Origin of the sequence: Streptomyces sp. TLI_146, from assembly GCF_002846415.1 — a bacterium.
Classification (GTDB): Bacteria; Actinomycetota; Actinomycetes; order Streptomycetales; family Streptomycetaceae; genus Streptomyces.
Window position 1 is genome coordinate 4079957 of sequence record NZ_PJMX01000001.1, and the last position, 26601, is coordinate 4106557.

A 26601-nucleotide genomic window follows, 5' to 3' on the forward strand; every position below is an offset into this window, starting at 1 on the left:
TACGGAGTACGGCTGTGGCAGTCAACGAAGAACAGCCGGGCCAGACGTCCGGGGCGGATTCACCGAATGACGACCGGGCGTCGATTAAGTGAACTGAACCCCCGGGCCGCTGATTTACGTGCAGCGGTCCGGCATATTCGACGGCAGCGAACAGCAGAGGATCCCCATGCCGACTCTCGAAGCCGTCCAGCTTCCCCCCGCCGCCCCGGCCGTGGCCGCCGGGACCGGCCGCCCCGTCGCCCGCGCGTCCGCCCTGGCCGCGCTGGTCACCGTGGTCGCGGTGTGCGCCGCCGACGCCGTCGCCCGGACCTTCCCCTTCGGGCGGCACACCCGCAGCGTGAACGACCTGGGCAACCAGTTCGTCCCGTTCCACGCCCATCTGTGGGACCTGCTGCACGGCCGCGCCCACGGCGGCGCCCTGGTCAACTGGCAGTCCGGGTACGGGACTTCGTTCCTGCCCGACGTCGGTACGTATCTGGGCAGCCCGTTCGCCCTGCTGGTCGGGGTCTTCCCGCGCGACGAGGTCGACCTCGCGGTGTACGTGATCACGGTCCTGAAGATGGCCGCGGCGGCGGTCGCGATGACCGTCCTGCTGCTCACCCTGCGCCCCTCCCCCGGGCGGCGCTGGGCGGCCGGGGTGCTGGGGGCCGCGTACGCGCTGTGCGGCTGGTCGGTGATCGAGGCCACGTACAACACGATGTGGCTGGACGGGCTGATCGCCTTCCCCATGCTCTGCCTGGTCGGCGAGTGGGCCCGCACGCGCAGGCACGCGCTGATCGGCCCGGTCGTGGTGGCGCTGGCCTGGACGGCGAACTTCTACACCGCCTACATGGCCACGATCGGGGCGGGCCTGGTCCTGCTGCTGCGGCTGTTCCTGGAGGAGACGGAGGTACGGGCCCGGGTGTGGGCGCTGGCCCGCGCGGCCTGGACGTCGGCGCTGGGCATCGCCCTGTCCGCGCCCATCCTCTTCACCGTCTTCCTGGGCACCAAGCACGCGTATCCGGGCTGGAGCAAGGAGTTCGAGCCGGTCCCGTGGAGCGACTTCCTGGCCCGCTGGCTCCCGGCGACGTACAGCTTCTCCAGCCCGGCGCTGTTCCTGGGCACGGGCGCGCTGCTGCTCGCGGGGGCGCTGGCGTTCAACCGGGCGGTGCCGGGCCGCGAGCGGTACGCGTGGACGGGGCTCGCGCTCCTTGTCGCGCTCTCCTTCCAGTGGAAGCCGACGCATCTGGCGTGGCACGCCTTCCAGACCCCGAACGGCAGCCCGTACCGCCAGACGTTCGTGCTGAGCGGGATCCTGGTGATCGCCGCGTGGCTGTGCGTGGCGGACGGGCTGCCGGGCCGGCGCGCGGTGCTCGGCGGGGGTGGGGTGCTCGCGGTGATAGCCGGTGGGGCCGCCTTCAGCGAACTGGTCTCGCCCTGGTCGTACCCCTTGTTCTTCGGCGGGCTCGCGGCCGCGCTCGGCGCGCTGCTGATCGCCGGGCGGGCGCGGGGCCGCCGGGCGTTCGCACTGGCCGCCGTGGTCCTCCTGGCCGGGGCGCAGACCGCGCAGGCGGCGGTGACGGTGGCGTACGGCGACCGGGAGCGGCTGCACCGGCTCGACAGCTATCCGGTGTGGGGCTCGGCGCACGACAAGCGCGAGGCGGCGGTGGCCGGGGCCGACGGCTGGCCCGCGTACCGCACCGACCCCGGCAGGCGCCAGATCACCGGCAACGACCCGCTGCTGCTCGGCGGCGAGGGCGCCTCGTACTACAGCAGCCTCACCCCGGACGTGCTCACCAGGACGATGACGGCGCTGGGCGGCGGCTGGACCTCGCGGGGCCGGTCCGTGCAGAGCCTGGACAACCCGGTGACGGACGCGGTGTTCGCGGTCGGGGCGCGGGTGCGGGCGGACAAGGGCGGGGCGCCGACGGTCACCCGCGCCCCGGTGCCGCCGCTGGTGACGGTGCGGGGCGGCAACGGGCCTCTGCGGTACGGGAGTTCACCCTTCCGCAACCAGGAGATGCTGCTCGGGGCGCGGGTGTACACGCTGCCGCGCACGGTCGGTGAGGGGTGCGCTGCCGGGCAGGAGGCGTTCCTGTGGGCGCCCGAGTACACCGGCTGGGCGCGGCTCGGCACGACCGGGAAGTGGGTCGAGTTCCGGGGCGGCGCCCCGAAGCGCCGTGCGGCCCTGGCGCCGCTGGGCGTCTCGTCCGGCCCGTCGTCCGCCGTGGTGCTGCGCCCCGCGTACAAGAAGGCGCAGCTGGGCTGTCTGGACCGGGGAGCACTGACGGCGGCGGTGGAGCGGCTGCGGACGACGGGGGCGACGGACGTCCATGTCACCGACAGCGGGGTACGGGCGGTGCTGCCCGCCGGGGCGGCCGGGACCGCGGTGTTCGCGATGCCGAGGATCGCGGGGTGGAGGTGCGCGGTGGACGGGGGCGCGGCGAAGCCGGCGGGGTCGTATCTGGGCCTGGTAGCGGTGGAGTTGAGCGCATCCGGCTCCCCCTCCACGGTCTCCTGCGACTTCCGTCCGCCGGGGCTGAAGGCGGGTTCGGCGGCGGGGGCGGCGGGGCTGGTGGGGCTGCTCGGTACGGGTGGGCTGCTGGCGGTACGCAAACGGCGGGCCGGGGCGCCGGAGCACCCCTGACCCGCCTTGGCGTTGCTCGCTACTTGGCGACGACGGCGACCGGGGCGTCCCAGGCGTTCCGGTCGACCGTGAGGGTCACGCCGCCGTACGTCTCCTTCTTGTTGATGGCGTACTGGTGGCCCCTGCGGTGGCCCGGCCACTTGGTCCCGAAGGGGTAGCCCGTGGTGGTCGACTCCGTGTCGTCGTACGCCGCGTACCAGAGCGCGTCCGGCATGTCGGTGCCCGGCGAGACGGCGGCGACGGCGGCCGCGCTGGAGGAGGCGAAGCCGTAGTAGCCGGTGCGGTAGCCCTTGGCGTGCAGGGCCTTGTTCCACGCGCGGGTGTAGGTCAGCACGGTGTCCTTGCAGGAGGTGTTCGTGAGGTCGAACCCCTCCATGTCGAGGTAGACCGGGCTGCCGGGCCGCATCCCGAGGGCGCCTGCCTTGACCCCGGCGTCGGCGCCGTCGGTGGCGCCCAGGGAGGCGGCGGTGGCGGCGGTCATCCTCTCCGGGTTGCTCCCGGACTTGCAGGGCGGCTGGGCGCCGACGTAGAGGGGGATGAGCTTCCACCCGACCGCGCTGACGGCCTTCACCCAGTCACGGGTGAGCTGCGGCTGCGCACACCCCCGGTTCTTGCCCCCTATGTAGACGGCGGCGCCGCCGTACGGCGAGGCGGTCTTCCACGCCTTCATCTGCGCGAGCGTGGGCGCGGTGCAGGTGTCGAAGGCGCGGCCGGTGTAGGTGACGGGCTTGGAGAGGGAGACGGGGCGGGCGGGGCTGGTGGCTGTGGCCGCACTTCCGCTCCCGCTTCCGCTTCCGGACGCGGCCTCGGCGGTGAGGGCGCCGCCTACGAGGAGTGCGGCGCCGCCGAGGGCCATGGCTATGGTGCGGTGCTTCTTGGACAGGCGATGACGAGCCACATCGATTCCTCAACTGATCGCGAAAGAAACTGATCACGAAAGAAGGGGAGGAGGGCGTGCGCCCTCCTCCCCTCTCACTCCTGCGGACGTGCGTTAGCCGCTACTCAAGGAACTCCCGGCGGAACAGGACCTCCGGCGGGACCGGGAGCCGCGGTTCCAGGGGGCGGGGATCGAGCACGAGCCTACCCAGCCCCTCGAGCGCGTTGGCGCCCAGCCTGCCGAGCTCGGCGTCGAACGCCCCGTAGAGGGCGCCGCTCTCGCCGGACAGCAGGACGCAGTTGCCACCGGCGAACTGGCCCACCGGGTACAGCGGTTCGCCTGCCGCACCGCTCCAGACGTCCACCCACCCGGTGGTCTGGGGTGGGACAACCTCCACGTCCGTATCCGCCTCACTCATTCGAGGATTGGCGAACATCAGTCGCAATCCGCCGAACTCGGCGAGAAAGTCCCGGGCCGCCCGGTGAGGCGGACCGTAGTCGGCCACCAGCCGGGCTTCCGCGGTGGCACCGGACGTACGGCCCGGCACCCATCCCGCAGCCCGCAGGACCTCACGAGCCGCTTCCCTGTACTGCTCCTCAGAAGACATCGCCCAACCTCACGTGGTGCGCCAGATCCACCGCGTCGTGGAAGGTCCTCGCGCAGTTTCCACAGAACGGCAGCGGTTTGCCCGTCTCGGTGTACACGGTGAGGAACGCCAGGTTCGACCTCGCCGAGGCGAAGTTGTCGAACGCTCCCGCACAGGCCCCGATCTCCGCGCAGCCCTCCACATCGTGCCACGGCTCGACGCTGGTCTTCGGCATGTGCTGCGTGATCTCCGGGTCGAGACCATGCCTACCACCCATCGTCGCTGCCTCGCCACGGAAGCCGAGTCCGGTGATCTCGGAGCCCTCCGCCGCTGCCCGGTCGAAGGCGACCGAGACGGTCGTGGGCGGCTTCACTCCGTTCTTGGCCGCTTCGGCGAGTGCATTCAGGCGGTAGGTCCGGAGCGGCTCCGCCACCTTGCCGATGATGTCGCGGGCCTCGTCGTGCCCGATCCCACAGTTGTGAACCAGTACCGGCGTGTCCCCGGCCTCCACGTAATACGTGTGGAGCCCGTCGACCGTCAGGTCGTACGTGACCGTGTTCGCGTGGTACAGACGGACGCCCGTGACCTCGGCCGTGCCGGTCGGGGTCTGGAGGACGTCGCCCTCGTGGAGGTCCTTCGCCTCCACGAACGCCGACTGCGTGGCGTCGTAGAACGGGTGGTGGAACGTGGTGGTGAGGTGGTCGCCCTTGGCGGTCACCTCCGCCGCCTGCGCCTTCTGCGGGGTCGCCGTCAGCGCGCCCAGGACCGCCGCCGAGGCCGCGAGGCCCAGCGCCGCCCTGCGGACCGCCTTCTTGACCGCCGCGCCGCGCTTGGTGGCCTTGATCGTGACGTCGACGAAGTCGTGGTCCGTCTTCGTGACGATGACGTCCGTGACCTTGTGCGCCTCGGTGCCGGAGACACCGGGGGCCGAGTTGGCGACCGTGTCGCCGACCTTGACCTGGTCGATGGCCTTGCTCGTGCCGTTGGCCATCAGCACCTTGGTGTTGCCGGTGAAGCTGTGCGGCGGACGGACCTTGCAGCCGACACCGGACTCGCTGCGCGACCCGGCCCCTTCCGCCTGACCACGGGAAGCAGCCGCCTCCGTCGCATCCTTCGCCGCAGTCTCCTCCGCGGCCGCCCCCTTCCCGAACAGACCACCCACGGCCTTCATCGCCTTGGGTGCCGCCTTCGCCAGCAGGGAGCCGCCGATCTTGCCGAGGACGCCGCCCAGTGCTCCGGACGCCGCGCCTTCGAGCGCCGAGCCCGCGAAGGCGCCGAGGCTGCACGCGTCGCCGCCCTTCTGGGCGCAGGCGAAGCCCTGGGTGACCAGGGAGCCGACCGCTCCGGCGACCGCCGCGCAGCCGATGGAGCCGACGCCCGCGGTGACCGCCTCACAGCCCATGAAGACCGCCGTGGAGACCACGAACGAGGTGATCGCGGCCGCGTGGTGCTTCACGAACGTGGCCGTGGTCTTCGCCGCCTTCACGGTGGCGTGGTAGGCCGTGCGGGCCGCCTTGGCGACGGTGTGCACGGCCGCCTTGGCGACCTTCTTCGCGGCGTGGACCACGCGCTTCACCGTCTTGGTGACCTTGTGGTACGCCGTATGCACGGCATGGACCGCCGCGTGGTAGACCCGCCTCACCTTGCGCACCGCGTAGTGGTAGACGCGGCGCACCACGCGGACCGTCTTGCGGTACACGTCACGGACCCGGTGGACGACCTTCTTCGCCACGTGCTTGGCGACCTGGACGACCTCGTGCACCACCTGGACGGCGGCGTGGTAGATCGGCGCCGCGACCTGGTGGACGACCGCCGCGGCCTTGTGGGCCACCTTCTTGGCGCCGCACACCACGTCGTACCAGGAGCAGTTGCCGGACTGGTCCGTGCCCGCGAGCGGGTTGTCGTTGACGTACGCGAACGGGTTCGCGGACACCGAGTTCGGGACCGGGTTCAGCGAGATGCTGTCCTTGTTGCGGAACTGGCCGGTCGCCGGGTTGTACCAGCGCGAGGCCGTGCCCACGTCGCCCGAGCCGGGCTCGGTCCAGCCGGACTGGAAGCCGAGGTGGCCGAGGACGGTGTTGGTGCCGATGCCCCTGCCCAGCGGGTCGTAGCTCGCCGAGCCCGACAGCGCGGTCGCGCCGGCGGTGAAGGTGCCGATCACGTCGTCGTGCTGGTCGGTGAGGGCCAGCGCGCTGCCGGAGGGGCCGTTGCCGACGCCGACCAGCGAGCCCGACGGGCCGTAGGTGTAGGTGTAGTTGCCGTCGGAGGCGATGGTGTTGCTCGCGCCCGAGTACTGGAAGGTGCGGCTGCCCTGGGTCGCGGTGTCGGTGTCGGTGATGTTCCGCCCGGCCGCGTCCAGGTTGTACGCGTGGGTGCCCGCGGTGATCTGGGCGCCGAACGCGTCGGTGGTGAAGGCCACCGTGCCGTCCGACCCGGCCTGCTGGGTCATGGTGCCCCGGGCCGAGTAGCTGAAGGTGTGGTTGCCGTCCGAGGTCAGCTGGTCGCGGGCGTCATAGGTGTAGACGTCCGCGCCGACCCGGGTGCGGTTGCCGGAGGCGTCGTAGCCGTAGCTGGTCGTCGTGGAGCCGTTGTTCCACGAGGCGAGCCGGTTGGCGTAGTCGTAGGTGTAGGTGTGGCTCGCCGCGCCCGGCACCCCGGTCGTCGTCTTCGACGTCAGGTTGCCGTTCTTGTCGTAGCCGTACCCGACGGAGGCGAGGCCGGTGGCGCCCTGCATCAGGGTGTCACTGGTCAGCCGGTGGGCACTGTCGTAGCCGAAGGTGCGGGTCTGGCCGGTGGCGCCGTACTTGATCTGGGAGATCTCGTTCAGCTTGCCGTAGGTGTACGTCAGCCGGTTGCCGGTGGCCGCGTCGTCCAGGGTGGACAGCCGGCCCGCGGTGTCGTAGCCGTACGTCGTCGTGCCGGCCGCGTCGGTGCGGGTCAGCGGCGACGAGTCGGCGTTGTAGGTGAAGCTGGACGAACCGGCGGAGCCGGACGCGTTGAGCAGGTCACCGCGGTCGTCGTAGCCGAACGCCTCATGGGTGGCCGACTGGTGGTCGGCGTTGCCCGTGATGCCCGCCTCGGCGGTGTCGGCCGACAGGACCCGGCCCGACTTGTCGTAGCTGAAGGAGCGGGTGGCGGTCGCGGCGTCCGCGCCCTGCCCGTCCATCGTCAGGACCTGGTCGTTCGAGTCGTACGTCAGGGACGTCGACGTACCGCCCGGCTTGACCGCCTTCACCATCCGGCCGTCGGCGTCGTAGCTGTAGGTGGTGGTGGAGTCCGCCGCCGAGGTGTACTGCGCGGTGAACGGCTCGATCGCCTTCTCCCGCTGGCCCCACGGCGTGAAGGTGTAGCGCCAGGAGTTGCCCCGCCCGTCGGTGAACCGGGTGCGGTGGCCCGCCTGGTCGTAGCCGAACGAGGTGGTGATCGACGAGGTGTCGGAGACCGGCTGGATCTCCTGGGTGACCGTGCCCGCCGCGTCGTAGGTGAAGCGGGTGGTGTGGCCGAGCGCGTCGGTCGTGGTGACCGCGTTGCCCACCGCGTCGTAGGTGACGGAGGCCTGCGAGAGCAGGGTGTCCGAGGCGTCGTACTGCTTGTTGTACGTCGGCTGGCCCGACGCGTTGTAGTCGGTCTGCGTCCAGGTGTTGTCCGGCAGGATCGTCTTCTGCTGGTTGCCCTGGAAGTCGTACGTGAACCGGGTGGTGTTGCCCGCCCCGTCCGTGACCGACGTGGTCTCGCCCGCGCGGTTGTAGCCGTACGAGGTGGTGACCCCGCCCGGCGTCGTCGACGACGAGATGTGCGTGCCGTACGGGTTGCCCGCCGTCACCGCGTAGGAGTTGGTGCTGGTCAGCGTCCGGGTGGACGGGAACCGCTCCAGCGTGGTGGAGGTGAGCTGGCGGCCCAGGTAGTCATAGGTCGCCTGGGTGGTGGCACCCGTGCCGTCGGTCACCGAGAGCGGGTCGCCCGCGTTGTCGTACGTGGTGTGCAGGGTGGCGCCGTCGGGCCTGGTGACCTGGGCGACACGGCCCAGCTGGTCGTAGAGGTAGCTGGTGGTGCGCCCGCCCGGGGTGGTCGACGACGTCTGGTTGCCCTCGCTGTCGTACGTCCACAGGGCCGGGGCGGTGACCGAGGCGGTCCCGCCGGCCGGGGTGTACTGCGGCAGGGTCTCGGAGACCTTGTTGCCGTTGGCGTCGTAGACCGTGGTGGTCACGTCGCCGTTGGGGCCCTGCTCCTCGACGGCCTCACCGAAGGTGTTGAAGCCGCTGGTGGTGACGGGGCGCACGGTCAGCGGGTTGGTGCCGTCCGTCTCCGCCTGGACGGCCGGGGCGGTGGCGACCGCCAGGTTCCCGGCCTCGTCGTAGGCATAGGTGGTGGTGTTCTGGTTGGCGTCCGTCATGGACGTGCGCAGACCGCGCTGGTCGTACGTGTACGTGGTCTTCTGCTCGGCCGAGGAGGCGGCGGTGCCGCCGGTGCGCCCCTTGCCGTACAGCGAGGTGACGTCGGTCGAGGTGAACGCGCGCTGGTAGACCTGCACGTTCGAGACCCCGCCGGGCAGCGCGTCGACCACGCTGCCGCCGTACTTGGCGCCGCCGATCATCAGCGGCCCGTGCGCGCTCCAGGGCGCGGTGTTGGTGGCGCTGCCGGAGAGCGTGCCGTTGACGTAGACCTGTACGGCGCCGTTGGTGGCGTTGTACACGCCGACGACGTGCGTCCAGGTGCCCGCGACGGGCTTGGCCGTGGAGTAGGCGGCCGGGAACGAGGGCCCCGCCGCGTCCGAGCTGGTCTGCTCCATGGACCACAGCGGCGCGTTGGTGTGCGCGTAGTTGTACTGGAGCATGAACGCGCTGTTGGTGGTGCCCGCCTGGGCCACGACCGTCGCGTTGTGGGTCGGCAGCGACGCCATGTTCACCCACGCGGAGACCGTGTAGGAGGCGGCGGTGTCCAGCACCGGGCCGTTGGTGGCGATCTGCTGGCCCGCGTTGCCCGCGAAGTTGGCCGCGGAGTCGTTCCAGGTCACGCCGGTGGCGGCGGCGGTGTTGCCGGAGCCGGAGGCGTCGGTGACGGTCGAGCCGGCGGTCTGGTCGAGCTTCCACCAGCCGGTCGGGTGCCCGGCGGCGTCCCCGTACAGCGTCTCGGCGATCTTGTTGCCCATCGCGTCGTACGCGTTGGTGACCGTGCGGTCCCAGCCCGAGGAGTCGCGGCTGTTCTCGGTGGCGATCTCGTCGTCCGGCGTGTACGACACGCTGGTCACCCGGGCCACACCGCCCGGGTCGAGGGTGGTGGAGGTGTTGCGGGAGGCCGCGTCGACCGTGTGGGTCGTGACGGTCTCGCCGTTGTCGGTGGTGCTGGAGAGCAGGTTGCCCGCGGCGTCGTAGGAGTTGGACTGAAGGACGCTGGAGCTGGTGCCGTCGGCGCTCTTCTTGGTGACCGTCGAGGTCAGACCGTTGTCGGTGTAGGTGTACGACGTCGTCGCGCCCATGGCGTCGGTGACCGACGCGAGCCGGCCCGCCGGGTCGTAGGCCCGCGAGGACTCGGTGAGCAGCGTCGGGGACTGCGGGTTCACCGGGTCGCCCTTGTACATGACGCCCTGGGTCAGCAGCTGACCGCTGTCGTCGTACGTGTAGCGGGTTTCGGTGCCCGAGGAGGAGACCTCCTTGGTCTTGTTGCCCTGGTTGTCGTAGGTGTACGTGACCGTGTTGCCGTTGGCCGCGCCCGCGTTGGCGTTGGCGTCCTTCTTGGTGGCGACGTGGTCGTACGCGTCATAGGTCTGCGTCTCGGTGCGGGTGTAGTCCCCGCCGCTGCCGTCCGCGACCGACTGCGAGGTGATGTTGCCGTCGACGTCGAAGACGGTGGTGGAGACCGCCGCGTGCACCGCGCCGGTGACCCGGTCGGTGAGCTGCGGGTCCTTCTCCTGCACGACCTGGCCGTCCGCGTCGTACGTGTACGTCGTGGTGAGCCCGGCCGGGTAGGTGTCGGAGACGACCTTCTTGCTCAGGACCTGGCCGACGCCGTCATAGGCGTACGAGGTGACCAGACCGCCGGCGTCCGTGGTGGAGGCCACGTCGCCGTTCTTGAAGTAGGCGACGGAGTTGACCGCGCCGCCCGGGCTGACCGTGCGCACCGGCAGGCCCTTGGGGACGTTGCCGCCGCCGGTCGCCGGGTAGGTGGCGGTGCCGTCGCTGAAGACGGTCGTGGTGGTGCGCCCGCCCGGGAAGCCCGCCACGGCCGGACCGGTGATGGTGGTCTGGTTGCCCGCGCTGTCGTAGCCGAAGGACGTCAGATACGTGTTGTCCGTCGCCGAGGCCGAGCGGCCGTCGCGCCGGGTGAGCAGCAGGTCGTTGCGCGGGTCGGCGGTGGTGAGCTGCTCGGTGGTGTCGTCCGGGAAGTAGCTGAAGTACTCCGTGGAGCAGGCGTTGGCGGCCTGGTTCTGGCAGCTGGTCGTGGAGACCGTGTTGCCGCGGACGTCGTGGCCGGTGACCGTCGTCGCCCCGTTGGGGTCGGTGACGGTGTGCTCGAAGCCGCCGGTGTCGTAGCCGAAGCTGGTGGTGTTGCCGAGGCCGTCGGTCTCGGTCAGCATCCGGTTGTTGTGGTTGACGTCGTACTGGTAGGTGAGCGTGGCGTTGGCCGGTGAGGTGACCTTGACGGTCGACACCGGCAGCAGGCCCGTGGAGTTCTTCGCGGCCTGGAAGTGCGCCGCCGCGTCCTGCGCGGTCAGCGCGGTGCGGTAGGTGGCGGCCTCGGCGAGCGAGCCGTTGAAGTACACGGTCGCCGGGTAGGGCAGACCGGTCCAGCCGGAGCCGGTGGTGGCGGCGCCGAGGTAGTCGGTGGTGCGACCGCCCGTGGTGAGCGCGGCCGTGCCGGTCCTGGTGGCGGCCTGGGTGCCGTCCAGGTACAGCGTCTGGCTGCTGCCCGTGGCGGAGAGCAGCACATGGTGCCACTTGCCGTCGGTCACCGTGCCGGTGGTGCCCATCTGGACGGAGCCGGAGGTGGTGTAGAAGCCGCCGTACAGCTTGTTGTCGGTGCCGATCCACAGCTGCGGGGTGGTCGAGGAGACCGTGCCCCCGATCGGCCCGCTCTGCGCGTTCATCAGGACCGCCCCGCCGCGCGTGGTGCTGAACCAGAGCTCGGCGGAGGCGGAGGTGCTGCCGGTCTGGACGTCCGGCACCTTCACCCAGGAGCCGGTCCCGTTGAAGGCGGCCGCCTTCTGGTCGCTGAACGGCCCGGTGGCCCCCAGCGTCACGCTGTTGTACGTGCCGGTGCCGCCGCGCGTCTCGTCGACCGCGGTGGTCGCGCCGGCCGCCTCACCGAGGCGGAAGTACGTGGCGGGCGCGCCGCCGAGGACCGCTCCCCGGTAGGTCTGGCTGGAGCCGGTGACCGTGGGGGCGCCGAGCTTCCAGACGCCGCCGTTCTCGTCGGTGAGCTGAGTGAGCGCCGCCGTGCCCGGGTCGTAGGTCATCGCCGCGTACGTCTTGCCGGACGGGCGGGTGACCGAGGACAGCAGGCTGGAAGCGTGCGTGCCGTAGTTGTAGAGCGCGCTGACGTCGGCGGCGACCAGCGGGCGGTCGTACCACGCGGCGCCCGCGATGGAGCCGTTGAAGTAGGTGGCGTAGCCGGTCTTGCTGGTGCTGCTCTGGTGCGGCTGGTCGGGCCAGTTGCCGCCCAGGAAGCCGGTGCCGAGGTAGTTGAACGGCTGGTTCTTGCCGAACGCGGTGCCGCTCTTGATGGAGACGGTGCCCGAGAGCGAGCCGACCTTGGCGTTGTCCAGGAACAGCGTCTGCGAGTTGCCCGCGGCGGAGAGCACCACGTGGTGCCACTTGCCGTCGGTGACCGCCGCGGAGGTGGTGAGCGGGGCGATGCCGCCGCTGTACCAGAACTCGGCGTTCAGCTTGCCGTCGCTGCCGACGTAGATGGACGGGGTGTAGTACCCGGCCGCGTTGCCCGCGTCGATGGGCTGCGAGGCGTACGAGTAGAGGACGCCGGGACCGGCCGAGGTCTTGAACCAGAGCGACAGGGCGCCCGAGTCGGTGTTGTTGCCGGTGTCGTTGGGGAGCGCCACGGCGGAGGAGGTGCCGTCGAAGCCCGCGGCGGTGCCGCCGTTCGGCGGCCCGGCCTGGCCGAGCGTGACGTTCTTGTACGTGGCGTCGAGGGTGTTCTGGTTGCCGAGGACGGCGTCCTTGGCGACCGTGCCCGAGGCGTCCGACAGCGGCCACATGGCGCGCGGGTCGAGGTCCAGCGAGGCGTTCTGGTACTGGGAGCCCGCGGTGTAGGTGTACTTGGTGCAGGCGGTGGTGGACGACGGCGGGCAGACCGAGACGAGCTGGTCGCCGGTGTAGCCGTAGGTCCAGGTCAGCGCGGTCGACTGGTCGGCGGCGACGACCGGGTCGGTGACGACGGTCGCCACGTGCGCGGCGGCGGCGCCGGACGGCGTGGACCAGGTGACGTTCAGGGCGCGCCCGGAGACGGCCGAGGTCAGCTTGGAGACGTGGCCGCCGGACCAGGTGAGGTTCAGGGCGCGGCCGTTGGCGTCGGTCACCGAGGTGAGGCCGTAGCCGCCGGAGCCGAGCGCCTGGGTGAAGGTGTAGACGGTGTCGTCCTTGTCGGTCAGCGAGTAGCCGCCGGTGACCGACTTGAAGGTGGAGAAGCGGCCGGAGCCGGCCGAGAAGCTGCCGTCGCCGTTCTTGCCGTACCCGACCTGCGAACCGTTCGGGTAGGAGACGACCGCGCTGGTGACGGCGCCCGCCGCGTTGTACTGCTCGGTGGCGCGGCTGTCGAGGATCGAGGACCAGCCGGAGCCGAACGAGCCGGTCCAGCGCGGGTCACGGGAGTTGTAGAAGCGCTCCACGTCGAGGCTGGGGCCCACGGTGGAGATCGAGGCGTCCGTGTCGCTGGTGGTGTAGTTGGCGCTGGACGCGTCGAAGCCGTGGTTGCCACTGTTCTGCGAGAGCCCCGAGGTGATCACCGGCTGGGGCACCTGGATCTGCAGCGCGTACCAGTCGGCGGCCGGGGTGTAGAGCGAGCCGTCGTACCCCTGGACCGTCCAGTAGTACGTCTGGCCCCACTTGAGCTTGCCCGCCGGGACCGTCCAGTCGCCGTTGGCGATCAGGCCCGAGTCGGCGACCTTGGTGTTGGTGTTGTCGTACACCTGGAAGACGTACTGCGGGGTGGTGGTGACGTCGTCGCCGGCCCAGGCGGTCAGCTCGGGCGTGGTGGTGTTCGCGACGGCGTTGTTGTTCGGGTACTGCTGGTAGATCTGCGGGGCCGCGTTGCCGGTGTAGGTGACCGACATGTACGGGCCGAGCGCCGGGTCGTTGAACGAGCCGAACTGCTTCCAGTGCAGGTTGTCGTTGGTGGCCGCGTAGACGGCGAGGCCGTTGTCGGCGGTGGTGCCGTTGAACCAGCCCTGGATCGCGCTGGTGGTCAGCGGCACGTCCACCCAGTCGCCCACGGTCCGGTCGGCGCCGGTGTTGGCGCAGGCCTTGGGCACGCTCGGGGTCGCGTTGCCGATGGAGGCGCCGTAGGACGGGCCGGGGTAGCTCGTCACCGTGTTCGGCTTCCAGGCCTGGGTGACCAGCGCGACGTCGAAGCGCTCCGGGGTGCAGGTGGAGGCCCAGGTGTCGAAGAGGTGCAGGGTCGCCGAGGTGACCGTGGCGTGCGTGCCGTCCCAGGTGTTGTACCAGTGGTTGACGTACGCGGCCGCCGAGTGCGGGCCGGAGTCGTAGGAGCCGACCTTGACGGTCTGCTCGGACGAGTGGTCGCCGGCGGGGATGCCGGACTCCGCGTAGGTGGTGGTCCAGCCGTCGGTGACGGTCGGGTCGACGGTGACCGGGAAGACGCGCGCGCTGTCGTGCAGCCAGCGCGGGTCCAGGGTGACCTTCAGCGCGGTCTTGGCGCCCTGGCGGACCAGCTGGTAGGTCACGGAGTGGGTGGTGGCCGGGTCACCGGAGCGCGGATCGACCTTCGCGTCGTAGGCGTACGCGGAAGGGATGCGCTCGACGGTCTTGCCGGAGGCGTCCGCCAGGTCGATGGAGCCGTCCTTCGCCTGGCTCGCGGTCAGACCCTTGAGGTCGAGGGGGAAGGTCCAGCTGTTGCCGGCCTTCGCGGAGTGCAGGACGATCGCTTCCTTGAGCCCGGTCGCGGTGGGCGCGAGCTCCAGGTCGGTGCCGGGGAGCACGTTGGCGTAGGTGACGCGGGAGCCGTGCGCGGTGCCGGTGACGGGGGCCGCGCCCTGGAGGCTGTAGCTCAGGGCGTGCGAGCCGTCGGTGGCGAACGAGGCGAGCGCCGGGTCGGCGGCCTTGGCGGCGAAGTCCACGTCGAGGGAGTTGGCGGACTCGTGCCAGCGCTTGTCCGGCCCCGCTCTCACGTCGACGTCGATGGGCTGCCATGTGCCCTGCTCGTCCTTGTAGTTCACCGGCGTCATGGCGAGCTGCCGGGTCATGGAGCCGTCCGCGTTGTCGAAGACTGTCGCGGTACGGGATGACTTGGCCGGATTGCGGTGGCTCGTCTTGGCGTTGAAGCCCTGGGCCGAGCCGCTCTTGCCGCCCTTGGTGGCCTTCGCGTACGGGTGGTACGCGTCGAGCTCGCCGTGGCCCTTGCCCGGCTTGTGCCCCTTGCCCTTGTTCGCCTTGGTGGCGGCGGCACCGGTGTGGTGGCCGTGCCCGGCGGCGGTGCCGCCCTGCTGCTTGGGCAGCGAGCCCCAGTGCGGGTCCTTGAACCAGGCGGTGATCGAGCTGAGGCCGGGCAGCGATATCCGGCCCAGATGGGCGTCGTCGGCCACGGCCTGCTGGGTGGTCAGCATCAGCGCGATGCTGGTGAGCAGCAGCAGTGCCACACGTCTGTGACGGCGGCGGTACAGCGAGGGCCGCCGTATGGAACGGCGGAAGGGGCGCGGGCGCACGGGGCGACTCCCTGAAGATGGGCACAGTTCGGCCAAAGACAGAAACGCGCCGATCTTGTCCGTAAAGAGCACCTAAATGACAGTCAGCAGGCCTGTTCTTGGCAGCCGCTTGGGCAACCCATTGCTTATGTGGAAGGGGTTGTTCCGTCTGTCCGTTTAGGACTTTCCCGTACTTTTGCCAGAAGAAGTCCGGCGCGATGCCTCCCCGTGACGTGGGGCCGCCCAGGTCAAGAGCGTCCCGCAATGGCCGTGAGGCGCAGCAGCTGGTCGACCCGCCGGCGGATCTCGGCCGCGCGGGCCGGGTCGCCGGTGCCGTAGGGGCTCTCGAAGTACGGCAGGACCGCGCGGTACTCGGCCAGCGCGGCGGGGCCGTCGCCGAGCTGTTCCAGGCAGAGCGCGGCGTCGTGGCGGAACGCGAGGGCCTGCGGGTCGGCCGGGCCAGCCTCGGCGGCCCGCTCCTCGGCGAGCCGGCGCAGCTCGGGCAGCGCCCGGCGGTACTGGCCGTCGTCCATCAGCGTCGCCGCGTACTGCTTGCGCAGGATCCGTACGACCGGGGAGCCCTCGCCGTGCCGCTCGGCGGCGGCGGGCAGGATCGCGCCGAGGATGTCCACGGCCTGGGTGATCCGCCCCTCCCCGAGCAGCCGCTTGGCCTCGTCGACGGCGCCCGCGACATCGGGCTGGGCGGGGGCGGGGGCGCTGCCCGGGTCCGGCGCCCACTGCGGGGCCGGGGGCTGGGCGTGGACCGGCGGCGGGGTGGCCGCGCGGTCCGGCCAGGGGGCGTGCGGGCGCAGGAACGGGCGCGTCGGGTCGAGCGGGTGGCCCACCGGGGTGCCGCGCACCGGAAGCAGCGGGGCCAGCGCCTCGTACACCTCCTGCGCGGAGCCGGGCCGGTGCGCCGGGTCCTTGGCGAGCAGCCGCAGCACCAGCGCCTCCAGGGCCTCGGGCACCTCCGGCCGCACCTGGCGGACCGGCAGCGGCGGCTCGTAGAGGTGGCGGTGGAGCACGCCGAGCGCGGTGGACCCGGCGAAGGGAACGTTTCCGCTGAGCAGTTCGTGGAGCAGCACGCCGAGCGCGTACAGATCCGTGGACGGGCCGACCGCGCCGCCCATCGCCTGCTCGGGCGCCATGTACGCCGGGGAGCCGATCGGCGAGCCGGTGCGGGTCAGACGCGTGGTGTCGTGGTCGAGGACGGACGCGACCCCGAGGTCGAGGACGGTGACCGTGCCGTCGGGCCGCACCATCACATTGCGCGGCTTGAGGTCGCGGTGGACGATCGGCACCGCGTGCACGGCGGAGAGGGCCGCGCACAGCTGGGCCGCCACCGCCACCGCCCACGGCCAGGGGTAGGGCTCGTGCTCGGCGAGGTGGTCGGCGAGGTCGGCGCCCTCCACGTGCTGCATGACGAGGTAGAGGTCATCGCCGTCGCTGCCCGCGTCGTGCACGGTGACCAGGCCCGGGTGGTCGACCTGCGCGGTCACCCGGCACTCGCGCACGAACCGGCGCCGGGTCTCGTCGGCGGCGCTCGCGCCCGCCACCAGGTCGGGGCGGAGCAGCTTCACCGCGACCCGCCGGTCCAGCCGCTGGTCGTACGCCGTCCAGACCTGGCCCATGCCGCCCTGGCCGAGCAGCGCCGCCAGCTCGTACCGCCCGCCGACCACGCGCCCGGCGCTCATCTGCCCTCCTCCTGGCGCAGCAGGGAGCTCAGCTCGTCGAGCTCGGCGCGGACCTGGTGGATGCGCGGGGACGGCGGCGCCGGGGGGTACGGCGGCGGCGCCGGGACGCGCCGCTGGTGGAAGTGGATGTCGACGACCAGGTAGTAGACGACCACGACGAGGGCCTGCACCAGCAGGATCGCCATGCCCAGGTTCGAGACCCAGGTGTCCTTGAAGTGGGTGTGCAGCATCGCCAGACAGCCGATGTTGACCGTCAACTGGCCCCAGAACAGCAGCCAGTCGCGCCGGGTGCGGCGCATGATGGCGAGCCGCAGCATCGCCGTCCACGCCAGCAGGCCGAGGGTGAGCACCACCAGCACGGAGAAGACCACCCGAACGGTGATCACCTTCACGCTCGCGGGGCTCTGCATCTGGGCTCCTGACAGGGCGGTACGTACATCGCTGGCCAGAGCGTAGAGGTGACGCCCGGTCAGGGTCCACCCAGGTCAGGGGTCCGCAGGTGGAACCTGGCGGTCCGGATCAACCCCCGGTCTGCTCCGGCCGGACGACACCGTCCGTGAGGCCGTCGTGCAGCCCCTGCACCAGCTGCTCGCCGAGCCGTCCCGCGAGCCGCAGCGCGTCCTCGAACGCGGCGAGCGCGCGGAACCGCTCGCCGTACCGCGCCTGTTCGGCCAGCGGCAGCCGGGGCAGCTGGAGCCTGCGCACATCGAGCCGGGACGCGGTGGTCGCATAGCTGCTGGCCTGGCGGTTGTTGGCGGTGCCGCGCAGGAACCCGGCGAGGAACCAGGGGTCGAGGGCGGCCGGCGTCGGCCGCAGCAGCTGGAGGTTGCGGCCGAGCGCGGCCCCGGCGGTGGCGGCGTCGACCACCCGCGCGACCGTGCCGCCGCCGAGCACCGGCACCACCACGTCGCCCGCCTCGGTCAGCACCGGCTCCTCGGCGGGGCCGTCGGGCAGGGCGCCGGAGGGGGCGGTGCCGCTGAGCACGTCCTGCTCGGTGAGCACCGGCACACCGGGGGCCGAGGCGCCCGCGCCGCCGGAGCGCAGCACCAGGGCGCCCGCGCGGGCGAGTTCGCCGACCGTGGTGAGCGGCAGCCGGGCGCCCGGGTGCGGGGCGGGCCCGGCGGGCGGCGGGGTGAGCTCGGCGGTCCGCCGCAGCGTCGCGCCGAGCTCCTCGCGTACGGCTTCGAGCGCGTCCGCGCCGCCCGCCGCGGCCGGGGGCGGCAGATGCCGGGCGGGGGCCAGGTCCACGTCGTCGTCGAGGAGTTCGATGACCGGGACCGCGCGGCTGACACCGGGCCGCTCCTCGGCGGTGCCGTCCCGGTCGAACGGCGCCCAGGCCTCCAGGACCGCGCTCTGCACGGCCTGCCAGGGCAGCTTGTCGCGGCCGCCGCCGTCGCCGCCGGGCAGCCCGGCCGCGTCGACGAGCAGCAGCTCGGGCGCGGGGTGGCTGCCCGCGCCGGGCCTGCGCAGCACCCACAGCTGAAGCGGGATGCCGTACGGCGGGGCCGCTCCGGCGGGCAGCGCGATCACCGCACGCAGGGCGCCCCGGCGCAGCAGCCCGGCGCGGATGCGGCGCCCGGAGCGGCGGGAGGCGGCGGCCGGGGGCATCAGCAGGACGGCGGTGCCGCCCTCGCGCAGCCGGGCCAGCGCGTGCTGCACCCAGGCCAGTTCGGACTCGGTGCGGGCGGGCAGGCCGTACTCCCAGCGCGGGTCGTACGCGAGCTCGTCGTGGCCCCAGTTGCGCTCGTTGAACGGCGGGTGGCAGAGCACCGCGTCCACGGCGAGGCCGGGGAAGGCGTCGGCGCGCAGCGAGTCGGCGGCGGCGGTGCGCACCTCGGCCGGGCCGTGCAGGGCGAGCCGCAGCCCCGCCAGCGCGGCGAGCTCCGGGTCGGCGTCCTGCCCGTACACCGCCTCCGCGTGCGGGACCGCGCGCAGCAGCGTGCCGGTGCCGCAGGCAGGGTCGAGCACCGAGGCGGCCTGCGGGCCCAGCGCCAGCGCGGCCATCAGCTCGGCGGGTCCGGGCGGGGTCAGCGTGTACTGGCGCGGGTTGGCGTCGAGGTGGCGGCCGAGCAGGAACTCGAAGGTCTGCCGGGCGCCGAGCTCGGCGGCGAGCTCCCCGACCCCGCGCAGCAGCGGCACGGACGCGGCGAAGTCGGCCGGGACCGGGGCGGGGGTGTTCACAGGGCCGCTGTGAACCGACTCGTCCAGCACTTTCGCCAGCCGCTGGGCCATCGCGCTGTCGGAGAGCGCGGCCAGGCGGCGCCACTGGTCCGGGTCGTCCCGTACGAGAAGGAGCGCGCGGCCCGCGTGGACCAGGCCCGTCACAGCTCCCTCGGGGTGGCCGGACAGCTGCTGCCAGACGCGCTCGCGCAGCGGCACTTCGGCGAGTTTTCCCTGGTCGCGCAGCCACTGCTCGACCTCGGGGAGGGCGAAGGAGGGGCTGGTCTCGGTGCCGCCGACGGGCTTGGGGAAGTCGGCGTGGCGGCGACGCCAGTTGCTGACCGCCGCCCGGCCCACCCCGGCGAGCCGGGCGATTCCGGCAGCGGTCACCTCTGCTGCGTTGTCCGGCACGGGCCCGACTCCCCTCGTCTTGTTGTGCCTCCCAGCATAGCGATCACCACCTGAGCACTCCATACACGAGCGTGAACCGATCCATTCCTGTGAATCACGTTGACTCGGTTCACAGTCTCTGTTGTGATTGACCCATCGGTTCACACGGCCCTCAAGGCCCGTTGGAAAGGCACAGCCATGTCTCAGCGGAAGCGCAACTGGTTCGCCCGCCACAAGGTCTTCACGGGCGTCGGCGCGGTCGTCGCGGTGATCGCCATCGGTGGCGCGGTCGGCGCGGGCGGCGGCTCGGACGACACCTCCCCGACGGGCGCGGCCGCCCAGGGCGCGCCCGAGAAGGCGCAGAAGACCGGCGGTTCGCAGCAGCCCGGGGCCAAGAATTCGCAGCAGCCCGAGGCGAAGAAGGAGAAGGGCCTCGGCGACGGCAGCTTCCAGGTCGGCTCGGACATCAAGCCCGGTACGTATGTGAGCAGCGGGAACAAGGACGGCTGCTACTGGGAGCGCGCCAAGGACGCCTCGGGCAGCACCGACGCGATCCTCGCCAACGACAATGTGACGGGCGCCAGTTACGTCACGGTGCTGGCGAGCGACAAGATCTTCAAGAGCAGCGACTGCCAGGACTGGCACCTCGTCGACCCCAAGGCCGCGGCCAAGAGCGCCCCGAAGACCACGCTCAAGGGCAACGGGGGCATGTTCAAGGTGGGCACCGACATCGCGCCCGGCACGTACAAGTCGACGGGCAACAAGGACGACCAGTGCTACTGGGAGCGCGCCAAGGACGCCTCGCACAGCACCGAGGCCATCGCCGCCAACGAGAACGTGACGGGCACGGCGATCGTGAGGATCGGCGCGGGCGACGCGTACTTCAAGAGCAGCGGCTGCCAGGACTGGGTGAAGACGGGCTGAGCGTCAGCCGTGCCACGAGGAGCGGCCGGACCTCACCCCAGGGCCGAAGGGGCGCCGGGCCTCGGCCCGTGGCCGAGAAGGGCGCCGGGCCTCAGCCCGTGGGCAGCTTCTGCTGCGGACACTCGGTGAGGACCTTCTTCATCGCCTCCTTCTCGGCGTCCGTCACCCACACCTGGTACTTCTTCTTGACGGCCACCTGGTCCGCCACATACGTGCAGCGGCCCGCCGCGAACGTCGGCAGCCAGGTCGCCGCGTCGCCGTCGCTCTTGCGGCGGTTGGCGCTCGCGTCCACGGCCAGCAGGTTCAGCGGGTCATTGGCGAAGGCAACCCGCTTCTTCTTGTCCCACTGCTGGGCGCCCTTCTGCCAGGCGTCCGAGAGGGCCACCACATGGTCGATGTCGACCTTGCTGCTGCCCCGGACGAACTTGATGGTCTGGCCCGTGTAGACGTCCTTGTTCAGCGTGCCGGACGCGATGTCGCACTTGTCCTTGAACTTCACGTCCGTGAGATCCCGTTTGAGGATGTCCTCCCGGGTGGCGCAGCCGTTGGCGTCGGTGTCGGTCCAGCCCTTGCCGAACTGGTCGCGCGAGTAGCCGGTCTTGGGCGCCCGGCCCTTCACCGTGAGGGAGTCGACGGCGGCGAGGGCACTGCCCTGCGCGGCGGGCGCGCCGGGCTTCGCCTTCTTGGCGTCGGTCTTGCTGTCGGAGCATCCGGTGAGGGCGAGCGCGGCCGCGAGCGCGGCGGCGGGAAGGGCGATTCGGTACGTACGCATCACAACGGGCCGTCCTCGAAGGAAGTTGGCGGAACCCCGCGATCCTATGGACCGAGGGACTTCTACCCGGCCACCCGGCGGCCATAGGGGCTCGAAGGCGGAAACCCGCGGCCGGGCCGGGCGCCCGCGTACGGCGGCGCGGGGGCCGCACCCGGCCGTGCCCCACTCCACCGGCGGCGGCCCGCCCGCGGCGGGGCGGCGGCGCGTAGCGTCGTGACCGTCCCTGCCTCCCCCGACGAAGGAGAGCCCGGATGGGGATCCTCGACCGTTTCAAGGACCAGGCGCACAACAAGGCGGACGACCTCGTCGAGTCCGCCGGCGACGAGGTCGACGAGAGGACCGGCGGCCGGTTCGCCGATCAGGTCGACCAGGCGCAGGACAAGGCGAAGGACAAGGCGAGGGAGGCGCTCGGCATCGACGCGTCCGCGCAGGAGCCCGCCGGGCAGCGGCCCGTCGAGCAGCAGGCTTCGGAGCAGCAGACCTCCGAGCAGCCCTCGGAACAGCCCGAGCAGCAGCAGCCCCCGGCCTGAGCTTCCCGGCGGGCCGCCAGGCCGCAGGCCGGTGGGAGGACGGGTGGGCGCTGCCCACCCGTCCTCTTCTGTCAGGTTCCGTCAGGGGTTTTCCCTCAGCGGCTCAGGACCCCAGGATCGTGGTGAGGAACTCGCCCGTCCACGCCAGCAGTTCGCGGCCCACCACCGGCTTGCCGCCGATCTTGCCCGTCGTCGGGCGCGGCACCAGGATCTGGTGCGTGGGCGCCTTGATGACCGTACGCGGGTAGAGCCGCTTCAGGCGCAGCTCCTGGGACTCGCGCAGCTCCACCGGCGCGAACCGGATGTTGGCGCCCTGGAGCACGATCTCGCCGACGCCGCAGGCCCGCGCCAGCATCCGCAGCCCGGCCACCAGCAGCAGGTTCTCGACCGGCTCGGGCAGCTTGCCGTACCGGTCGGTGAGCTCCTCTCGGACCGCCCTGATGTCCTCCTCGGAGTTGGCCGAGGCGATCGCCCGGTAGGCCTGGAGGCGCAGCCGCTCGCCCGGCGCGTAGTCGTGCGGGACATGCGCGTCGACCGGCAGCTCGATCTTGACCTCCAGCGGCGGCTCCTCCTCCACCCCGCCCTCCACGGCCGCCCGGTAGTCGGCCACGGCCTCGCCGACCATCCGGATGTACAGGTCGAAGCCGACGCCCGCGATATGGCCGGACTGCTCGCCGCCGAGCAGGTTGCCCGCGCCGCGGATCTCCAGGTCCTTCATCGCCACGTACATGCCCGCGCCCATCTCCGTGTGCTGGGCGATGGTCGCCAGGCGCTCGTGGGCGGTCTCGGTGAGCGGCTTCTCCGGCGGGTAGAGGAAGTACGCGTAGCCGCGCTCGCGGCCGCGGCCGACGCGGCCGCGCAGCTGGTGGAGCTGGGAGAGGCCGAAGTTGTCGCCGCGCTCGACGATCAGCGTGTTGGCGTTGGAGATGTCGATGCCGGACTCGACGATCGTGGTCGAGACGAGCACGTCGAACTTCTTCTCCCAGAAGTCGACGACGACCTGCTCCAGCTGGCTCTCGCCCATCTGGCCGTGGGCGGTGGCGATCCGCGCCTCGGGGACGATCTCGCGCAGCCGGGCGGCCGCCCGGTCGATGGACTCGACCCGGTTGTGGATGTAGAAGACCTGGCCTTCGCGCAGCAGTTCGCGCCGGATCGCGGCGCCGATCTGCTTCTCCTCGTACGGCCCGACGAAGGTGAGCACCGGGTGGCGCTCCTCCGGCGGGGTGGTGATCGTCGACATCTCGCGGATGCCGGTGACCGCCATCTCCAACGTACGGGGAATGGGGGTGGCGGACATGGTCAGCACGTCGACGTTGGCGCGGAGCTTCTTCAGCTGCTCCTTGTGCTCGACGCCGAAACGCTGCTCCTCGTCGACGATGACGAGCCCGAGGTCCTTGAACTTGGTCTCGGAGGAGAAGAGGCGGTGGGTGCCGATGACGATGTCGACGGCGCCGTCCTTGAGGCCCTCCAGGGTCGCCTTCGCCTCGGTGTCGGTCTGGAAGCGGCTCAGCGCCTTCACGTTCACCGGGAACTGTCCGTACCGCTCGGTGAACGTGCCGAAGTGCTGCTGGACCAGGAGCGTGGTGGGCACCAGGACCGCTACCTGCTTGCCGTCCTGGACGGCCTTGAAGGCGGCGCGGACCGCGATCTCCGTCTTGCCGTAGCCGACGTCGCCGCAGACCAGCCGGTCCATCGGGACCGTCTTCTCCATGTCCTCCTTGACCTCGGCGATGGTGGAGAGCTGGTCGGGCGTCTCCGCGTACGGGAACGCGTCCTCCAGTTCGCGCTGCCAGGGGGTGTCCGGGCCGAAGGCGTGGCCGGGGGCGGCCATCCGCGCCGAGTACAGCTTGATCAGGTCGGCCGCGATCTCCTTGACCGCCTTCTTGGCCTTCTGCTTGGTCTTGGTCCAGTCGGCGCCGCCGAGCCGGTGCAGGGTCGGGGCCTCGCCGCCGACGTACTTGGTGACCTGCTCCAGCTGGTCGGTGGGGATGTAGAGCCGGTCGCCGGGCTGGCCGCGCTTGGCGGGCGCGTACTCCACGAGCAGGTACTCGCGAGTGGCGCCCTGGACGGTCCGCTGGACCATCTCCAGATAGCGGCCGACGCCGTGCTGCTCGTGCACGATGTAGTCGCCGACCTGGAGGGTGAGCGGGTCGATGGTCTTGCGGCGGCGGGCCGGCATCCGGCCCATGTCCTTGCTGACCGTGCGCTGCCCGGTCAGATCGGTCTCGGTGAGCACCGCGAGCCGCAGGCCCGGGTCGACGAACCCGTGGTCGAGGGCGCCGCAGGCGACATGGACCACCGAGGGGCCGATGTCGGCCAGCTCGGCGTCGAGGCGGGCGGCGATGCCCTCGCCGCCGAGGACCTCCACGGTGCGGGACGCCGGGCCGTGGGCCTCCGTCACATAGACCGCGCGCCAGCCGTCCGCGAGCCACTGCTTGGTGTCCGCGAGGGCCCGCTGGGTGTCGCCCCGGTAGGTCTCCGGCGCGTGCATGCCGAGCTTGAGGGTTTCGTCGTCCAGATCGGCGTCGTCGGCCGCGAACGGCGAGACGGACCACCACATCATGCCGAGCTCGCGGGCCCGGTCGCGGACGTCCGCGATGCCCCACAGCGAGGCCGCGCCGACGTCGATCGGGGCGTCGCCGCCGCCGGCCGTCGCCGCCCAGGAGGCCTGGAGGAACTCCTGGCTGGTCGCCACCAGGTCGGTCGCCCGGGTACGCACCCGCTCCGGGTCGCAGACCAGGGCCATCGCGCCCTCGGGCAGCACGTCGAGCAGCAGCTCCATCTCGTCGACCAGCACCGGCGCCAGCGACTCCATGCCCTCGACCGCGATGCCCTCCGCGATCTTGCCGAGCAGCTCGCCCAGCTCCGGGTGCGCCTCGGCCAGGGCGGCGGCGCGGCGGCGCACCTCGTCGGTGAGCAGCAGCTCGCGGCAGGGCGGCGCCCACAGACCGTGCTCGGCGACCTCCAGCGAGCGCTGGTCCGCGATCTTGAAGTACCGGATCTCCTCGACGTCGTCGCCCCAGAACTCGACCCGGAGCGGGTGCTCCTCGGTCGGCGGGAAGACGTCCAGGATGCCGCCGCGGACCGCGAACTCGCCGCGCTTCTCGACCAGTTCGACCCGGGAGTACGCGGCGGCCGCCAGGCCCTCCACGATCTCGTTCAGATCCGCCGACTGCCCGCTGCGCAGCGCCACCGGCTCCAGGTCCCCGAGCCCCTTGACCTGGGGCTGGAGCACCGAGCGGATCGGGGCGACCACCACGCTGACCGGGCCCGCCGCCGGGTCGTCGTCCCGGGGGTGCGCCAGGCGGCGCAGCACGGCGAGCCGGCGGCCCACCGTGTCGCTGCGGGGCGAGAGGCGCTCGTGCGGCAGCGTCTCCCAGGACGGGTACTCCGCCACCTCGTCGGGGGGCAGCAGCGAGCGCAGCGCCGCCGCCAGGTCCTCCGCCTCGCGCCCGGTCGCGGTCACCGCGAGCACCGGGCGCCCGGTCTCGCGGGCCAGCGCGGCCACCGCGAAGGGCCGCGCGGCGGGCGGGCCGACCAGGTCGACGTGCATCCGGTGTCCGTCGGTGGCGGCCTTCACCGCTTCGGCGAGCGCCGGGTCTCGTACCACCGCGTCCAGCAGACCGTGCAGGCTCATGAAGGGCTTCCATCCCGGGGAGAGGGCAACGCGAACCGCCCGACACGTCACACGGGCCGGGGGTTCCCAGCGTACGGCGTGGGTGTGACAGCCGCGCGGGAAGCAAGCCAGGGGGCGCACGTGGGCAGGATCACCCCTTCGGCGGTATTCCTGAGCAAAGGGTGAGCCTTTGCAAATCTTGTGGAACCCCATAGGCTCCGGCGGACGTGCCGAACGCCTGGCAGGACGGCGGCGTCGCGGAGACCATGCATTGACATCTGTGCCCGAGGGGAACCCGCTCGACATGCCCGACCAGGCCCGGACAGCGCTCCTTCAGCCCGAGCCGGTGCTCATCAGCACCGGCGTCCCGCAGCGGACCGGCTCCGCCACCGAGGGGAGCCGCCCGAGCCGCATCTACGCACTCGACGGACTGCGCCTCCTCGCGGCCCTGACGGTCGTCATGTTCCACTACATGGCACTCACCGGACGATGGCCGGGAACCGACTCCCGGGCGAGATTTCCGGCCACTTATCCGGTCGCCGCCTACGGCTGGCTCGGTGTGCAGCTCTTCTTCCTCATCAGTGGCTTCGTGATCTGCATGAGCAGCTGGGGCAAACCGCTCCAGTCGTTCTTCGTCTCGCGCGTGGTGCGGCTCTACCCCGCGTACTGGTTCGCGGTCATCGCCACCACGGTGGTCGTGGCGGCCGTCCCGGGCGGGCTGAGCGCGCACCCGGTCGCCGACGTGCTGACCAATCTCACGATGTTCCAGGAGCCGATGGGCGTCGAGAGCGTCGACAGCGTCTACTGGACCCTCTTTGCCGAACTGCGGTTCTATTTGCTGTTCGCAGTGGTGGCCTGGCGGGGGCTGACCTACCGCCGTGTCCTCTTCTTCTGCTGCGCCTGGGCCGTGGCCAGCGCGCTCGTCTACCAGTCGGACGACAGCACGCTCCGGATGATCGTGATGCCGGACAACAGCTGGTGCTTCATCGCGGGCGTGGCGTTCTATCTGATGTACCGGTTCCGGCCGAGCCTGATGCTGACCGGCATCGTCCTGTTCTGCCTGGCCGCCTCGCTGCCCGGCGTCCACCGCACCTGGGAGCACGCCCGGGAGCGCCTGACCCACCCGGTGCCGTACTGGCCGGTCGTCGTGATCATGGCGGCCTGCTTCGCGGTGATGGGCCTGGTGGCGACCGGGAAGCTGTCCTGGATCCAGTGGCGCTGGCTGCCGTACGCGGGCGCCCTGACGTATCCGCTCTATCTGCTGCACGAGTACATCGGCTGGGAGATCATCGGCGCGCTCTCCCCCCAGGTGAAGCCCGTCCCGCTGGTCAGCGGCGTGATCGTGCTGATGATGGCGGTGGCCTGGCTGGTGCACCGGTACGTGGAGCGCCCCCTCGGCAAGCGGCTGAAGCAGGGCCTGCAGAAGCTCTGAGGCCCCCGGTCTCCCCGAACCGGGAGCGGTCCGAAAATATGTGCGGCGGCCTGTCAACCGAGAGGCCGCCGCCAGGCGTACATCCCGTGAGACCTGTCCGCCGACAGGTCTGTCCATCCGACGG

At 71.6% G+C, this 26601-nt stretch carries 12 protein-coding genes; 4 read left to right on the top strand and 8 right to left on the bottom strand.

The window, feature by feature from the left end:
• Positions 1–166: 166 nt before the first annotated feature.
• On the top strand, positions 167–2626 hold the full coding sequence (locus tag BX283_RS18340) for a YfhO family protein (protein ID WP_101388656.1): 2460 nt from the start codon (positions 167–169) through the stop codon (positions 2624–2626).
• A 19-nt stretch (positions 2627–2645) separates the two neighbouring features.
• Here the strand turns inward: BX283_RS18340 and BX283_RS18345 are convergent, their stop codons facing one another.
• The 6 genes from BX283_RS18345 to BX283_RS18370 form a co-directional block, all read right to left on the bottom strand.
• Positions 2646–3524 carry a glycoside hydrolase domain-containing protein gene (locus tag BX283_RS18345; protein WP_101388657.1) on the bottom strand — a complete coding sequence of 293 codons (879 nt, stop codon included), beginning with the start codon at positions 3522–3524 and terminating at the stop codon, positions 2646–2648.
• A gap of 100 nt (positions 3525–3624) precedes the next feature.
• Complete coding sequence (locus tag BX283_RS18350; RefSeq protein ID WP_101388658.1) at positions 3625–4110, bottom strand: SUKH-3 domain-containing protein; 486 nt, start codon at positions 4108–4110, stop codon at positions 3625–3627.
• Positions 4100–14914, bottom strand: coding sequence for a LamG-like jellyroll fold domain-containing protein (locus tag BX283_RS18355; protein WP_101388659.1), 10815 nt, complete (start codon positions 14912–14914; stop codon positions 4100–4102). The genes BX283_RS18350 and BX283_RS18355 overlap by 11 nt, the downstream gene beginning before the upstream one ends.
• A 293-nt stretch (positions 14915–15207) precedes the next feature.
• The gene (locus BX283_RS18360) at positions 15208–16653 is read right to left on the bottom strand and encodes a serine/threonine-protein kinase (protein WP_101388660.1); all 1446 of its coding nucleotides are present in this window, start codon (positions 16651–16653) and stop codon (positions 15208–15210) included.
• A complete protein-coding gene (locus BX283_RS18365) occupies positions 16650–17063 on the bottom strand; it encodes a hypothetical protein (protein ID WP_101388661.1) in 414 nt (137 codons plus the stop codon). The genes BX283_RS18360 and BX283_RS18365 overlap by 4 nt, the downstream gene beginning before the upstream one ends.
• Positions 17064–17172: 109 nt before the next feature.
• Positions 17173–19224, bottom strand: coding sequence for an N-6 DNA methylase (locus BX283_RS18370; RefSeq protein ID WP_180357187.1), 2052 nt, complete (start codon positions 19222–19224; stop codon positions 17173–17175).
• 177 nt (positions 19225–19401) lie between these two features.
• Here BX283_RS18370 and BX283_RS18375 point away from each other — a divergent pair, with 177 nt between their 5' ends.
• Positions 19402–20127, top strand: a complete 726-nt coding sequence (locus BX283_RS18375; RefSeq protein WP_101388662.1) for a hypothetical protein — start codon at positions 19402–19404, stop codon at positions 20125–20127.
• Positions 20128–20218: 91 nt separating this feature from the next.
• On the opposite strand, the gene BX283_RS18380 is transcribed toward BX283_RS18375, so the two are convergent.
• The gene (locus BX283_RS18380) at positions 20219–20899 is read right to left on the bottom strand and encodes an HNH endonuclease family protein (RefSeq protein ID WP_101388663.1); all 681 of its coding nucleotides are present in this window, start codon (positions 20897–20899) and stop codon (positions 20219–20221) included.
• A 251-nt stretch (positions 20900–21150) separates the two neighbouring features.
• Here BX283_RS18380 and BX283_RS18385 point away from each other — a divergent pair, with 251 nt between their 5' ends.
• A complete protein-coding gene (locus BX283_RS18385; protein WP_101388664.1) occupies positions 21151–21429 on the top strand; it encodes an antitoxin in 279 nt (92 codons plus the stop codon).
• 103 nt (positions 21430–21532) lie between these two features.
• Here BX283_RS18385 and mfd read toward each other — a convergent pair whose 3' ends face one another.
• A complete protein-coding gene (gene mfd / locus BX283_RS18390; protein ID WP_101388665.1) occupies positions 21533–25066 on the bottom strand; it encodes a transcription-repair coupling factor in 3534 nt (1177 codons plus the stop codon).
• A gap of 259 nt (positions 25067–25325) precedes the next feature.
• Between mfd and BX283_RS18395 the strand changes: the two genes are divergently transcribed.
• Positions 25326–26477 carry an acyltransferase gene (locus BX283_RS18395; RefSeq protein WP_101388666.1) on the top strand — a complete coding sequence of 384 codons (1152 nt, stop codon included), beginning with the start codon at positions 25326–25328 and terminating at the stop codon, positions 26475–26477.
• Positions 26478–26601: the final 124 nt, after the last annotated feature.